Source organism: Bacillus alveayuensis, from assembly GCA_030812955.1.
Lineage (GTDB): Bacteria > Bacillota > Bacilli > Bacillales > Aeribacillaceae > Bacillus_CB > Bacillus_CB alveayuensis.
In genome coordinates, this window is sequence record JAUSTR010000001.1 from 826,597 (window position 1) to 841,989 (window position 15,393).

The window sequence follows — 15,393 nt, forward strand, 5'->3', positions numbered from 1 at the left end:
GTTTTGCCTGTGAATACAGTAATAGCGTTTGTTTTAATTTTTGGCGCTCTCGTATTTTTTCATGAACTTGGTCATTTAATCTTTGCCAAAAGAGCAGGAATATTATGTCGGGAATTTGCAATTGGCTTTGGCCCGAAAGTATTTTCATTTAAGAAAAATGAAACGGTCTATACGATTCGATTATTGCCGATTGGCGGATTTGTTCGAATGGCTGGAGAAGATCCAGAAGTAATAGAGGTCAAAGCAGGTTATTATGTTGGATTACTTTTTGATGATAATGGTCATGTCAACAAAATTATTTTAAATAATAAAGATAAATATCCCGAAGCGAAAGTAATAGAGGTTGAACATGCTGATCTAGAACATGAGATGTTCATCACAGGTTATGAACAAGGAGAAGAAACGTTAGAGCGATTTGAAGTAAGCAAAACTTCATTTTTTGTTGTAGATGGTGAAGAAATCCAAATTGCACCATATGATCGACAATTTTCATCGAAAACATTAGGGCAACGTACCTTAGCCATCGTCGCTGGGCCGCTAATGAACTTTTTATTAGCCTTTGTCGTATTATTTGCACTAGGTTTTATTCAAGGTGCTCCTATAAATGAACCGGTATTAGGAGAATTAACGCCTGACGGATCAGCGCTTGAAGCCGGTCTAAAAGAAGGGGACATTGTGAAATCTATTTCTGGTCAGCCTGTAGATGAATGGACAGACGTCGTTCAAATCGTTCGCGAAAATCCAGGAAAAGAGCTTTCATTTGTGATTGATCGAAATGGTGAAACGTTAAAATATGCTGTGACACCTGAACCTCGAAAAGTTGGTGAAGAGACGATTGGTTTAATTGGCGTATATAGCCCAGTAGAAAAAACGATGCTCTCATCAATTAAATTTGGAGCAGTCGAAACCTTCCAATGGACGAAAGAAATTTTACTAAGCATAGGAAAGCTTATTACAGGTCAATTTTCAATTGATATGTTGTCAGGTCCTGTAGGCATATATGATATGACAGGAAAAATTGCTCAAACAGGAATCACGAATCTTTTAAATTGGACGGCTCTTTTAAGTATTAACTTAGGGATCATGAACTTGCTTCCGATACCAGCGCTAGATGGGGGACGGCTTTTATTTTTAGCCATAGAAGCTGTAAGAGGAAAGCCGATTGACCGTCAAAAAGAAGGAATTGTCCACTTTATCGGCTTTGCCTTATTAATGCTATTGATGCTTGTTGTTACATGGAATGATATTCAGCGATTTTTCTTTAATGGTTAATAAATCTAAAGTGTCAATTACTCATATTTTCTTAAAAATTGATGTTTAAAGATAGAATTGAGGTGCAAATAATGAAACAGAGTATGTCATTTATTCCAACGCTACGTGAAGTTCCTGCAGATGCAGAGGTGAAAAGTCATCAGCTTTTATTGCGTGCTGGATTTATTCGCCAAACAGCAAGTGGTGTATATAGCTACTTACCTTTAGCAACTAAGGTCCTCGAGAAAATTGAGACGATTGTCCGTGAAGAAATGAATCGTGCCGGAGCAGTGGAACTCATCATGCCAGCTCTTCAGCAAGCAGAATTGTGGCAAGAATCAGGACGGTGGTATTCATACGGGCCTGAGCTTATGAGAATGAAAGACCGTCATGAGAGAGACTTTGCTCTTGGTCCAACACACGAAGAGATGATCACAAGCCTTGTTCGCGATGAAATTAAATCATATAAACGGCTACCGTTAACACTATATCAAATTCAGACGAAATTCCGTGACGAAAAACGACCTCGTTTTGGCTTGCTTCGAGGTCGTGAGTTTATTATGAAAGACGCTTACTCATTTCACTCCTCAAAAGAAAGCTTAGATGAAACATACGAAAAAATTCGAAATGCATATATCAATATATTTACACGCTGCGGCTTAAACTTCCGGGCGGTGTTAGCTGATTCTGGAGCAATGGGTGGAAAAGATACACATGAATTTATGGTGTTATCTGAAATAGGAGAAGATACCATTGCTTATTCGGATTCATCTGATTTTGCCGCTAACATTGAAATGGCGCCTGTAGTAGCGGAGTATGAAAAATCAAATGAAGAGCAAGAAGAGCTATCGATGGTTGAAACACCAAATCAAAAAACAATCGATGATGTTTCAGCATTTTTAAATATTGATAAAACGAAGTGTATTAAATCTTTATTATTTAAAGTCGATGAAAAATATGTGCTAGTCCTTGTTCGTGGAGATCATGAAGTAAATGATGTGAAATTGAAAAACTTATATGAGGCTTCTATTGTCGAACTTGCGACAGAAGAAGAAACGAAAGATATTATTGGTTGTGTACCTGGCTATATTGGTCCAATCAAGATGAATAGTGAAAAAATAGAAATTGTTGCAGATCACGCTATTTCTTTCATCGTGAATGGAGTGTGCGGTGCTAATAAAGAAAATGCCCATTTTAAAGGGGTAAATCCTGAACGAGACTTTAAGGTTAACCAATATGCAGATTTACGCTTTATACAAGAAGGAGATCCGTCTCCAGATGGAAAAGGTACAATTAAGTTTGCAAAAGGAATTGAAGTCGGTCATGTGTTTAAGCTTGGTACCCGTTATAGTGAAGCGATGAATGCGACGTATTTAGATGAACAAGGAAAAGCCCAGCCATTTATTATGGGTTGTTATGGAATTGGCGTTTCCCGCACATTATCAGCTATTGTCGAACAATACCATGATGAAAATGGTATTATATGGCCTGCTGCCGTTGCACCGTTTGAAGTACATGTTATTCCTGTTAATATCAAAAATGATGAACAACGTACTTTAGCAGACCGCTTATATGAAGAGTTAACGTTAGCCGGATTCGATGTTCTTTTTGACGATCGTCAAGAGCGTGCGGGCGTGAAATTTGCTGATTCTGATTTAATTGGAATACCTGTACGAGTCGTCATTGGTAAAAAAGCTAATGAAGAAATTGTCGAAGTGAAAGTGCGTAAAACAGGTGAAAGTACGGAAGTCCCTGTTAGTGAATTAAAAGATACGATTCAAAAAATATTACAAAACTTATAAACATCAAAGGTAAAGATTAAATGTAAGGTTTATTCCTTTCATGTTATGATGATTATAAAAGGTACCTCTTCATTTGAGGTACCTCCAGTTTGTTATGGAAAATATATTATTTTTAAAAGTATCTTCACAAATGGAGAGAGGGGAAGTTTTTGAATGGATGATAAACGGACAGAACAAAAGGAACGATTTCGACTCCTACTCCAACAATTACAATTGACAAATGATGAATTTGTTCAATATTTCCAAAACGGAGCGATTAAAAAACTAACGGTTCATAAACAAAAGAAGTCTTGGCATTTTCAATTTTTATTAAATGATATTTTGCCTTTTCATGTATATCAACTGTTTCATAGCCGCTTAGTGAATAGTTTTTCACATATTGCGAATGTAACGTTTTCGATTGAAGTAGAAAATCCACATGTAAATGAAACCATAATTCAATCCTATTGGCCAGCATGTATAAAAGAAATTGATGGTATATCTCCTCCCATTCTTTCTTTGTTATCCAATCAAGTTCCAAATGTACAAGGTTTAAAAATAATGATCAATACTCGTAATGATACAGAATCGCAGGCTATTAAGAATAAATATGGAACTTATATTCGAAACATATATGAATCATATGGGTTTCCTTCCTTGCAAATTGACACACAAATTCATATTTCAGATGAAGAGGTTCGAAAATTTGAGGAACAAAAACAAAAAGAGGATCAAGAAAAAGTGTATCAAGCGATTGCTGAAATGGATAATCGTGAAAAATCGAGCAAAGAAGAGGAGAAAGACGAAGCAAAAGGACCACTGGTCATTGGCTATCCAATTAAAGAGGAAGAAGAAATCCGTACGTTAGATAGCATTATGGAAGAAGAGAGAAGAATTGTTATTCAAGGCTATGTTTTTGATGTTGAAACAAAAGAGCTAAAAAGTGGCCGCACGTTATGCACCTTTAAAATAACGGATTACACGAACTCAATTCTCGTGAAAATGTTTGCCAAAGATAAAGAGGATGTAGCCCTTTTACATTCGATTCGAAAGGGCATGTGGCTAAAGGTTCGTGGCAGCATTCAAAATGATACGTTCGTTCGTGACCTTGTGATGATTGCCAACGATATTAACGAAATGAAACCGAAAGAACGTATGGATCTTGCTGAAGAAGGAAAAAAACGTGTTGAATTACATCTTCATTCCCCAATGAGTCAGATGGATGCTGTGACATCCATTTCCAAGCTCGCTGAACAAGCGAAAAAATGGGGTCATGAAGCGATTGCCATTACGGATCACGCTGTTGTACAGTCATTTCCTGAAGCATATTCCGCTAGTAAAAAGTTAGGCATAAAAATAATTTATGGGCTCGAAGCGAACATTGTTGATGACGGTGTTCCCGTTGCCTATAATGAATCTCATTTATTATTAGAAGATGCGACGTATGTTGTATTTGACGTTGAGACAACAGGTCTTTCTGCTGTGTACGATACGATTATCGAACTTGCTGCCGTAAAGGTAAAAAACGGAGAAATTATCGACCGCTTTGAATCGTTTGCCAATCCACACGAACCGTTATCCGCAACGACCATTGAATTAACAGGAATTACGGATGACATGGTAAAGGATGCACCAGATGTCGATGAAGTTTTACGTCAGTTTAAGGAATGGGTTGCTAACAGTGTTTTAGTTGCTCATAACGCAAGCTTTGATATGGGCTTTTTAAACGTTGGTTATAAAAAATTATTAGGAGAAAAGAAGGCAAACAACCCAGTCATTGATACATTGGAGCTTGCTCGTTCTTTATATCCAGACTTAAAAAACCACCGATTAAATACACTTTGTAAAAAATTTGATATAGAACTAACTCAACATCACCGAGCGATTTATGACGCAGAAGCTACTGGATATTTGCTGATCAAAATGTTAAAAGATGTTCAGGAAAAAGGCGTTTTATATCATGATGAAATGAATGAAAAGCTCGGTGATGCAAATGCGTATAAACGTTCAAGACCATTCCATGCCATATTACTAGCCCAAAACGACATTGGGTTAAAAAACTTATTTAAACTCGTATCTTTATCACATATTGAATATTTTTACCGTGTTCCAAGAATTCCAAGATCGGTTCTTAATAAACATCGGGAAGGAATTTTAGTAGGTTCAGGCTGTGATAAAGGTGAAGTGTTTGAAGGAATGATGCAAAAGTCGCCTGAAGAGGTAGAAGATATTGCTTCCTATTATGATTATTTAGAAGTCCATCCTCCAGAAGTGTACAGTCATTTAATAGAGTTAGAGCTTGTTCGAAATGAAGCAGCGATTCGAGATATTATCAAAAATATTGTTAAATTAGGAGAAAAGTTAGATATCCCTGTCGTTGCGACTGGTAACGTACATTATTTAAATAAGGAAGATAAAATTTATCGGAAAATCTTAATTAGTTCACAAGGTGGGGCTAATCCATTAAATCGTCATACATTACCGGATGTTCACTTTCGAACAACAAATGAAATGCTTGAATGCTTTCAATTCTTAGGGAAAGAAAAAGCAGAAGAAATCGTAGTGAAAAACTCACAATATATTGCTTCATTAATTGGAAATATCAAACCAATAAAAGATGATTTATATACGCCTAAAATTGAAGGGGCAGAAGAGGAAATTCGTCAAATGAGTTATAGCAAAGCGAAAAGTATTTACGGAGATCCTCTTCCAGAAATTGTAGAAGCGCGTCTCGAAAAGGAATTGAAAAGTATTATTGGGCATGGGTTTGCTGTTATTTATTTAATTTCTCACAAACTAGTAAAAAAATCGCTCGATGACGGTTATCTTGTTGGATCGCGTGGTTCCGTTGGATCTTCTTTTGTGGCAACGATGACGGAAATTACGGAAGTAAATCCGCTTCCTCCACATTATGTTTGTCCGGAATGTAAGCACTCTGAATTTTTTAATGATGGGTCGGTCGGCTCAGGTTTCGACTTGCCGGATAAAAATTGTCCAAAATGTGGTGCTAAATATAATAAAGATGGTCATGACATTCCGTTTGAAACGTTCTTAGGTTTTAAAGGGGACAAAGTTCCTGATATTGACTTGAACTTCTCTGGTGAATACCAGCCGCGTGCCCACAACTATACGAAAGTACTTTTCGGTGAAGATAACGTATATCGAGCCGGGACAATTGGTACTGTTGCCGAAAAGACTGCTTATGGTTTTGTAAAAGGATACGCAAACGATCATAACATTCATATGCGAGGAGCAGAAATTGATCGCCTCGTACAAGGCTGTACAGGAGTGAAACGAACAACGGGCCAGCACCCAGGTGGTATTATTGTCGTCCCAGATTATATGGATATTTATGATTTTTCTCCGATTCAATATCCAGCAGATGATACAAGTGCTGAATGGAGAACAACCCATTTTGATTTCCACTCTATTCACGACAACTTGCTAAAACTTGATATATTAGGTCACGATGATCCAACCGTCATTCGCATGCTGCAAGATTTAAGCGGTATTGATCCGAAAACGATTCCAACTGATGATCCAGAAGTGATGAAAATTTTTAGTGGAACTGAATCTTTAGGTGTAACGGAAGAACAAATTATGTGTAAAACCGGAACATTGGGAATCCCTGAATTTGGAACACGATTTGTCCGGCAAATGCTGGAAGATACAAGACCGACAACGTTCTCGGAGCTTGTCCAAATATCAGGTCTGTCCCATGGAACCGATGTATGGCTAGGCAATGCTCAAGAATTAATTCAAAATGGAACGTGCACATTAAGTGAAGTAATCGGTTGTCGTGACGACATAATGGTTTATTTAATTTATCAAGGATTAGAACCTTCTCTTGCTTTTAAAATTATGGAGTTCGTTCGTAAAGGGAAAGGTTTGCAGCCTGAATGGGAAGAAGAAATGAGGAAAAATGGGGTACCAGAATGGTATATTGAATCTTGTAAAAAAATTAAATACATGTTCCCGAAAGCCCACGCAACAGCATACGTGTTAATGGCTGTTCGCATCGCCTATTTTAAAGTGCATTTTCCGCTTTTATATTATGCCACTTATTTTACTGTGCGAGCAGATGATTTTGATATTGAAACGATGATTAAAGGGTCAACAGCGATTCGAGCGAAAATAGAAGAAATAAATGCGAAAGGATTAGACGCTTCTCCAAAAGAAAAAAGTTTATTAACCGTATTGGAAATGGCCCTTGAAATGTGTGAACGAGGATTTTTATTCCAAAAAGTGGATTTATATCGTTCAAGTGCAACGGAATTTATTATTGATGGCGATTCGCTTATTCCACCATTTAACTCTATCCCTGGTTTAGGGACAAACGCAGCCGTAAATATTGTGAAAGCAAGGGAGGAAGGCGAGTTTCTTTCAAAAGAAGATTTACGAGAACGTAGTCGTATATCAAAAACCATTTTAGAATATCTTGATAACCATGGCTGTCTAACGTCTCTCCCTGAACAAAACCAATTATCCTTATTTTAAGCGGATATTTGCATTCCGTAATTGGTTATGTTATATTCAATATGGAAATGCTAACGGCCAACGAAAAAAGAGTGGGGAAACCCACTCTTTCCTATTGTTTTTAGCATTGCACAAACAGCACCTCTCATTCACTAACTTTTCATCATTCCCTGCTACTGTAGCAGGGATTTAAACATTCAAAGCTCTCGAACATGAGGAGGAAAATCATGAAAAAACCAATAACAGAGCTCGTTGAAGAACTAGTGACCCCGATTGTTCAAGAAATGGATTTAGAGCTTGTTGATATTGAATATGTAAAAGAAGGGAAAAATTGGTTCTTACGAGTGTTCATTGATTCTGATACAGGTGTAGATATTGAAGAATGCGGGCAAGTAAATGAAAAGCTAAGTGAAAGATTAGATGAAATTGACCCCATTCCACACAATTATTTTCTAGAAGTTTCATCACCAGGTGCAGAACGTCCTTTAAAAAATGCGGATGATTTTCAAAAGGCATTGAATAAACATGTAGCCATTAAAACATATGAACCAATTGACGGCGAAAAACAATTTGAAGGAAAACTAACGAGCTTTGATGGTGAAAACGTCACATTAACTGTAAAAATAAAAACGAGAACGAAGCAAGTGATCATACCTTATGAAAAAATAGCAAAAGCAAGGTTAGCGGTTACTTTTAACTTTTAATTATTTTTTATTCGCAAGGGGGAAAACCATTCGATGAGCAGTGAACTAATGGATGCCCTAACTGTTTTGGAAAAGGAAAAGGGCATAGGAAAAGAAGTCATTATTGAAGCAATTGAAGCAGCCCTTATTTCTGCTTATAAACGCAATTTCAATCAAGCGCAAAACGTACGAGTAGATATAAATCGTGTAACAGGATCAATACGAGTTTTTGCGCGAAAAGAAGTTGTGGAGGAAGTAGAAGATCCGCGTTTACAAATTTCGTTAGATGAAGCGAAAGGCATCAATCCAAATTACGAAATTGGTGATACCGTTGAAATTGAAGTAACTCCAAGAGATTTCGGACGTATAGCTGCCCAAACGGCAAAGCAAGTCGTAACGCAGCGAGTTCGAGAAGCGGAACGCGGTGTCATTTATGCTGAATTTATTGACCGTGAAGAAGATATTATGACAGGCATTGTTCAACGAATTGATTCTAAATTTATTTATGTTAGCTTAGGAAAAATTGAAGCACTTCTTCCGGTTAGCGAACAAATGCCGAATGAAACGTATCAGCCTCATGATCGAATAAAGGTCTATATTACAAAAGTTGAGAAAACAACAAAAGGTCCGCAAATTTTTGTGTCGCGCACACATCCAGGTTTATTAAAACGTCTATTTGAAATTGAAGTACCGGAAATTTATGATGGTACCGTTGAAATCAAATCAGTGGCTCGAGAAGCGGGAGACCGATCAAAAATATCCGTTTATTCCGAAAATCCAGAGGTAGATCCAGTAGGTTCATGTGTTGGACCAAAAGGACAACGTGTTCAAACCATTGTCAATGAATTAAAAGGTGAAAAAATTGATATCGTTCGCTGGTCGAAAGATCCTGTTGAATTTGTTGCGAATGCTTTAAGCCCATCTAAAGTTTTAGATGTGATCGTTGATGAAGAAGAAAAGGCAACGACAGTCATTGTACCAGATTATCAGCTGTCGCTTGCAATTGGAAAACGCGGACAAAATGCCCGCCTTGCAGCGAAATTAACGGGGTGGAAAATTGATATTAAGAGCGAATCAGATGCTAGAGCAATGGGAATTTATTCACCAGAAACGAGTTCTAAACTGTTTTTAGAAGAGCAAAAAGAACAAGACGAATAGAGGTGGTTTGAATGAAAAAGGCCAAAAAAATACCTTTGCGAAAATGTGTGGCAACAGGTGAAATGAAACCGAAAAAAGAGCTTGTTCGAATTGTTCGTTCTAAAGAAGGAGAGGTTTTTGTTGATTTAACAGGGAAGAAAAATGGTCGCGGAGCTTACTTAACATTAGATCAAGATTGTATTTTATTAGCTAAAAAGAAAAATATTTTAGCACATCATTTGAACGTAGAAGTTCCGGATTCGATATATGATGAATTAATGGAGCTAGCAGAAAAGGAGAAACGTTCCTAAAGATGGTGTACGAAAAATGGAATCGTCTGTTAGGACTAGCAAATCGAGCACGCAAAGTAATTTCAGGAGAAGAGCTTGTGTTAAAAGAAATCAGAAACGGACGGGCTAAACTAGTCCTTCTCTCACAAGATGCTTCAAATAATACAATCAAAAAAATAACAAATAAGTGCCGTTATTATGAGATCCCTTTTGTCTTTGTAAATGATAGGTATTCTTTAGGGCAAGCGATTGGGAAAGCTCATCGCGTCGTTGTTGCGGTAACGGATGAAGGATTTGCTTCAACAATAAAAGCATTGCTCGATTAATTTTTTTGGGGGTGAACGTATGGCAAAAATGAGAGTTTATGAATATGCCAAACAAAAAAACATTTCAAGTAAAGAAGTCATACAAACATTAAAGTCTATGAACGTCAATGTATCAAACCATATGTCGATGATTGATGAGGAAATCGTTGACCGTTTAAATCGTCAATTATCAAAGGATCAGGACGCAAAACAAAAGTCGAAACGAGAAATGAAAAAGAGACTTGATCAAAAAGTCATTCCGTTTTCGGATGATGAAGATGATCATAATGATGTCGTGCTTAAGAAAAAACCGATCAAAAAACAAAACGGAAAACAAGAGGGAAGAAAGCACGAAAACGAACATCAGCAAAACGAAAAGAAAGTTTTCCAAAAAAATAAAAATAAAAAGAAGAAAAATAACAAGAAAAATAAAAAGCAAACACAAGCTCCTCAAGTACAAGTGAAAAAAGAGCTTCCGAAAAAAATCACCTATTCAGAATCATTAACAGTTGGAGAATTAGCCGAAAAGCTAGGGAAAGAGCCTTCTGAAATTATCAAAAAATTAATGATGCTAGGAATAATGGCAACGATTAACCAAGATCTTGATAAAGATGCTATTGAATTAATTGCTGGTGAATACGGGGTTGAAGTGGAAGAAGAGGTTGTCTTTGATGAAACGGAATTTGAAAAATACGAAATCGAAGATAAAGAAGAATATCTTGAAGTTCGACCGCCAATTGTAACGATTATGGGTCATGTTGACCATGGGAAAACAACCTTGCTTGATTCAATCCGCAAAACGAAAGTTGTAGAAGGAGAGGCCGGCGGTATTACCCAACATATTGGTGCTTATCAAGTTGAAGTAAATGGGAAGAAAATTACATTTTTAGATACACCAGGTCACGCTGCTTTTACGACAATGCGAGCTCGTGGAGCCCAAGTGACAGATATAACAGTTTTAGTTGTGGCAGCAGATGATGGCGTGATGCCACAAACAATTGAAGCTATTAACCATGCGAAAGCTGCAAACGTTCCAATTATTGTAGCTGTTAATAAAATGGATAAACCGACAGCCAACCCTGATCGTGTCATGCAAGAATTAACGGAGCACGGCTTGGTGCCAGAAGACTGGGGCGGCGATACGATTTTTGTTCCAATTTCCGCGCTAAAAGGTGATGGAATCGATGATTTACTAGAAATGATTCTACTTGTAAGTGAAGTAGAAGAATTAAAAGCGAATCCAAATCGTTTAGCAACAGGCACGGTTGTTGAAGCAGAGCTTGATAAAGGGCGCGGTCCTGTCGCGACATTACTAATTCAAAACGGTACGTTAAAAGTTGGAGACCCAATTGTTGTTGGTAATACGTACGGACGTGTTCGGGCAATGATGAATGACATGGGTCGCCGTGTAAAAGAGGCAGGGCCATCCATGCCTGTAGAAATTACGGGCTTAAATGAAGTTCCTCTTGCTGGAGATCGTTTCATGGTGTTTGAAGATGAGAAAAAAGCACGACAAATCGGTGAAGCTCGGGCTCAAAAACAACTGGAGAAAGAGCGAAGTGAAAAAGCGAAATTAAGTTTAGATGACTTGTTTGAACAAATAAAACAAGGTGACATGAAGGAAATTAATATTATCGTAAAAGCGGATGTTCAAGGTTCGGTTGAAGCGTTAACAGCGGCCCTGCAAAAAATTGATGTAGAAGGCGTAAAAGTGAAAATTATTCATACTGGTGTCGGGGCTATTACGGAGTCAGATATTATTCTTGCATCAGCATCCAATGCCATTGTCGTTGGATTTAATGTTCGTCCAGATGCCAATGCGAAAAGGGTAGCAGAAACTGAAAATGTTGACATTCGCTTGCACCGGATCATTTATAAAGTGATTGAAGAAATTGAAGCAGCGATGAAAGGGATGTTAGATCCTGAATATGAAGAAAAAGTTATCGGTCAATTAGAAGTCCGTCAAACATTTAAAGTTTCCAAAATCGGGACAATTGCTGGTTGCTACGTGACGGACGGAATGGTTACTCGAGATAGTGGAATTCGTTTAATTCGCGATGGAATTGTTATTTTTGAAGGGGAAATTGATACTTTAAAACGTTACAAAGATGACGTAAAAGAAGTGGCACAAGGTTATGAATGTGGAATAACAATTAAAAACTTTAATGATATTAAAGTAGGCGATGTTTTGGAAGCATATGTTATGGAGGAAATTAAACGTTAATGTTAGGGCTTGTCGAATGTGAGTGTCTAATCTATGATGCACAATCCTTAAAAGAAAAAAGAGCGGTTTTGCAAAAAGTGTTGATGAGGCTAAAGCAAAAATTGAACATTTCCGTTGCGGAAATCGATTATCAAAATGTTTGGCAACGGACGAAAATCGGTATTGTCTGTATTTCCTCCAATCGAACGATCACGGAGCGAGAGCTTCATCGAGCATTAGCTCTCATTGATTCATTCCCAGAGATTGAAAGAACGATTACCACATTCGATTGGTTTTAAAAGAGGTGACATTATGAATTTACGAGCGAACCGTGTTGCAGAACAAATGAAAAAAGAGTTAAGCGACATTATTGGAAGAAAAATTAAAGATCCAAGAATCGGGTTTGTCACGGTTACGGATGTTCGTGTAACAGGTGATTTGCAAATCGCCAAAGTATATATATCAGTGTTAGGGAATGAGGAGCAAAAAGAAAACACACTGAAAGGACTTGCTAAAGCAAAAGGCTTTATTCGTTCCGAAATCGGGCAACGGATTCGTTTGCGGAAAACTCCGGAAATTCATTTTGAGTTTGATGAATCGATTGATTACGGAAACCGTATTGAAACGTTAATAAAAGAAATAAACAAAGAAAAGCAACATGAAGAATAATGAACATCCAACATGAGAATGAATGCCGATTATAGCTGCAGATGATGCTGAAAAATAAATAGTAAGAATCGATCATGAATTGGAACGGTGACCTTTCATAAATACGAGAATGGAAAAAGGTCACCGCTCTTTTCATTTTCATACATATGTCAAAAAGCAAATTCCTTTTTTAAGGAGGATTTCAAGTTGGACGGAGTGCTACTATTGCATAAACCTTCTGGGATGACTTCCCATGCTTGTGTTAATCGAGTAAGAAAATTGTTCGGAACAAAAAAAGTAGGGCATACTGGAACGTTAGATCCTGATGTTTCCGGTGTTCTACCGATTTGTATTGGAAAAGCAACGAAAATTGCCCAATATTTAACTGCAGCTCATAAAACATATATCGCCGAAGTTACAATAGGTGCTTCAACCACGACTGAAGATGCTTCAGGTGAAATAATTGATGTAAAAAAGGTTGAGAACTCTTTATCAACGGACCAAATCCAACAAGTGTTAAAGCAAATGACTGGTGAATTGGAGCAAACTCCTCCTATGTTTTCAGCTGTCAAAGTTAACGGAAAAAAACTTTATGAATATGCACGTGAGGGAAAACAAGTTGAGAGACCAACTAGAAAAGTGTTCATATATGACTTATTATTAATATCAGATATTACAAAACATGAAAATACCGCGGCATTTAAAATCAAAGTGAAATGCTCCAAAGGAACGTATATTCGAACACTTGCTGTGATGATTGGTGATGAGCTTGGCTACCCTGCGCACATGTCTCATTTAGTCCGTACACATTCCGGAAATTTCTCTTTAGAAAATTGTATTGATTTTCAATCTATTGAACAATATTTACAGGAAGGGCATTTTCCTAAAGGGTTTATGACCATTCGTGAAGCGTTAAAACATTTGCCACAATGGTCAATTAATGATACATTAGCAGGGAAAGTGAAAAACGGTGCATTATTGAAACTGCCAAAAGAGCTGGAGAACATCAAGACTAGTGAACGAATTGTCGTTCTTCATAGAGGAGAGCCTCTGGCGATCTATATGAAGCACCCAAATAATAAAGGTGTCATCAAGCCAGAAAAGGTACTAGAAACAAAATGATTTATTTACAGTGAAGAGGGGAACGCTTGTGAAAACAATAAGGCTGTCGCATCCTCACCCATTTCAAATCAATGATTTTCCTCCGATGGCCATGGCATTAGGGTACTTTGATGGAGTTCATAAAGGGCATCAAAAAGTCATCTTAACGGCAAAAGAATTGGCTAAAAGCCAAAATTTACGAAGTGCAGTTATGACATTCGATCCTCATCCTTCCGTTGTCTTAAGAAAAGACATTGATCATATGGAATATATTACTCCGCTTCGTGATAAAGAAAAATTGATTCAAGAGCTAGGAATTGACCTATTATTTGTCGTGAATTTTTCTCAATCTTTTGCCTCTCTTTTGCCGCAAGAGTTTGTAGATCAATATATTATTGGTTTACATGTCAAGCATGTTGTAGCAGGCTTTGATTTTACGTATGGACGTCTAGGTAAAGGAACGATGGAAACATTGCCCTTTCATTCCCGTCAAGCCTTTTCACAAACGATTGTGGAAAAACAGACAGATCATGATCGAAAAATAAGCTCTACATTAATTCGCAACGTTATACGCAGCGGAGATGTTCAATATGCTATGAGCCTTCTTGGGCGTCCGCATCAAGTGACTGGGAAAGTCGTTCACGGGGAAAAAAGAGGAAGACTAATAGGGTTTCCGACCGCAAATATTGATGTATTTGTGGAATATTTAATTCCACCTACTGGGGTTTATGCTGTTTCGGTCGTCATTAATGAAAAAGAATATTTCGGGGTAGCGAACATCGGATACAAACCGACGTTTCATCAAGAAAAAAATGAGAAGCCGCATATTGAAGTACATATTTTTAATTTTAATCAAAAGATTTATAATGAAGTCGTAACGGTTAAATGGTTTAAACGAATTCGCAGCGAACAAAAATTTCATCATGTTGAACAGTTAATCGAACAAATAAATAAAGATAAACAACTCGCTCAGAAATTTTTTGCTCAATACAAGAAATAATCCCTTGCTTTTTCAAGATTTTAATCATATAATAACAATTGTGACTTTAAACCATTGCTTGGCAATGCGACTCACCGACGCTTGCTAGGTAACTGGGGATTGATGATGATTAGGAGGTGAATCAGGATGGCATTATCACAAGAACGTAAAAATGAAATTATTAACGAGTATAAGACACATGAATCAGATACAGGCTCTCCAGAAGTACAAATTGCTATCCTTACTGAACAGATCAATAATTTAAACGAACACTTACGAATCCACAAAAAAGACCACCATTCTCGTCGCGGTCTATTAAAAATGGTAGGTAAGCGTCGTAACTTGTTAACGTACTTACGTAATAAAGATGTAACTCGTTATCGTGAATTAATTAACAAATTAGGTTTACGTCGATAATGCAAAAAAAGCGGGAGGTTTCCCGCTTTTTTAGTGTATTTAAATGAATTAAGATGAGAATTCTTTATTTGTATATATAATTCTAATTGATATGTTAAAATAAGTTCGTTCATAATAATAGT

General features: G+C 37.2%; 13 protein-coding genes. All 13 read left to right on the plus strand.

The window, feature by feature from the left end; translation table 11 throughout:
- Window positions 1-9 precede the first annotated feature (9 nt).
- The 13 genes from rseP (at window position 10) to rpsO (ending at window position 15,271) form a co-directional block, all read left to right on the plus strand.
- Window positions 10-1,272, plus strand: coding sequence for an RIP metalloprotease RseP (gene rseP / locus J2S06_RS04200; protein ID WP_044746868.1), 1,263 nt, complete (start codon window positions 10-12; stop codon window positions 1,270-1,272).
- 71 nt (window positions 1,273-1,343) lie between these two features.
- Window positions 1,344-3,053: a proline--tRNA ligase gene (locus J2S06_RS04205; RefSeq protein WP_419151360.1), complete on the plus strand. Its 1,710-nt coding sequence runs from the start codon at window positions 1,344-1,346 to the stop codon at window positions 3,051-3,053.
- A 153-nt stretch (window positions 3,054-3,206) separates the two neighbouring features.
- Window positions 3,207-7,529: a PolC-type DNA polymerase III gene (locus J2S06_RS04210; protein ID WP_419151362.1), complete on the plus strand. Its 4,323-nt coding sequence runs from the start codon at window positions 3,207-3,209 to the stop codon at window positions 7,527-7,529.
- A gap of 206 nt (window positions 7,530-7,735) precedes the next feature.
- Window positions 7,736-8,212 (plus strand): ribosome maturation factor RimP, encoded by a 477-nt coding sequence (gene rimP, locus J2S06_RS04215; RefSeq protein WP_044746871.1) that lies wholly within the window; start codon window positions 7,736-7,738, stop codon window positions 8,210-8,212.
- Window positions 8,213-8,245: 33 nt separating this feature from the next.
- Complete coding sequence (gene nusA / locus J2S06_RS04220) at window positions 8,246-9,349, plus strand: transcription termination factor NusA (RefSeq protein ID WP_419151363.1); 1,104 nt, start codon at window positions 8,246-8,248, stop codon at window positions 9,347-9,349.
- 11 nt (window positions 9,350-9,360) lie between these two features.
- Window positions 9,361-9,639 carry an RNase P modulator RnpM gene (gene rnpM, locus J2S06_RS04225; protein WP_044746873.1) on the plus strand — a complete coding sequence of 93 codons (279 nt, stop codon included), beginning with the start codon at window positions 9,361-9,363 and terminating at the stop codon, window positions 9,637-9,639.
- Between the two features lie 2 nt (window positions 9,640-9,641).
- Window positions 9,642-9,944, plus strand: coding sequence for a YlxQ family RNA-binding protein (locus J2S06_RS04230; RefSeq protein WP_419151364.1), 303 nt, complete (start codon window positions 9,642-9,644; stop codon window positions 9,942-9,944).
- A gap of 19 nt (window positions 9,945-9,963) precedes the next feature.
- Window positions 9,964-12,147: a translation initiation factor IF-2 gene (infB, locus tag J2S06_RS04235; RefSeq protein WP_419151365.1), complete on the plus strand. Its 2,184-nt coding sequence runs from the start codon at window positions 9,964-9,966 to the stop codon at window positions 12,145-12,147.
- Complete coding sequence (locus J2S06_RS04240; protein WP_044746876.1) at window positions 12,147-12,425, plus strand: DUF503 domain-containing protein; 279 nt, start codon at window positions 12,147-12,149, stop codon at window positions 12,423-12,425. Before infB ends, J2S06_RS04240 begins: the two co-directional genes overlap by 1 nt.
- A gap of 13 nt (window positions 12,426-12,438) precedes the next feature.
- Window positions 12,439-12,795: a 30S ribosome-binding factor RbfA gene (gene rbfA, locus J2S06_RS04245; RefSeq protein WP_044746877.1), complete on the plus strand. Its 357-nt coding sequence runs from the start codon at window positions 12,439-12,441 to the stop codon at window positions 12,793-12,795.
- A 186-nt stretch (window positions 12,796-12,981) separates the two neighbouring features.
- Window positions 12,982-13,896 carry a tRNA pseudouridine(55) synthase TruB gene (gene truB / locus J2S06_RS04250; protein WP_419151366.1) on the plus strand — a complete coding sequence of 305 codons (915 nt, stop codon included), beginning with the start codon at window positions 12,982-12,984 and terminating at the stop codon, window positions 13,894-13,896.
- A 28-nt stretch (window positions 13,897-13,924) separates the two neighbouring features.
- Window positions 13,925-14,875: a bifunctional riboflavin kinase/FAD synthetase gene (ribF, locus tag J2S06_RS04255; RefSeq protein ID WP_419151367.1), complete on the plus strand. Its 951-nt coding sequence runs from the start codon at window positions 13,925-13,927 to the stop codon at window positions 14,873-14,875.
- 126 nt (window positions 14,876-15,001) lie between these two features.
- Entirely contained in the window at window positions 15,002-15,271 is a 270-nt protein-coding gene (rpsO, locus tag J2S06_RS04260; protein WP_419151368.1) for a 30S ribosomal protein S15, read from the plus strand.
- The last annotated feature ends 122 nt before the right edge of the window (window positions 15,272-15,393 follow it).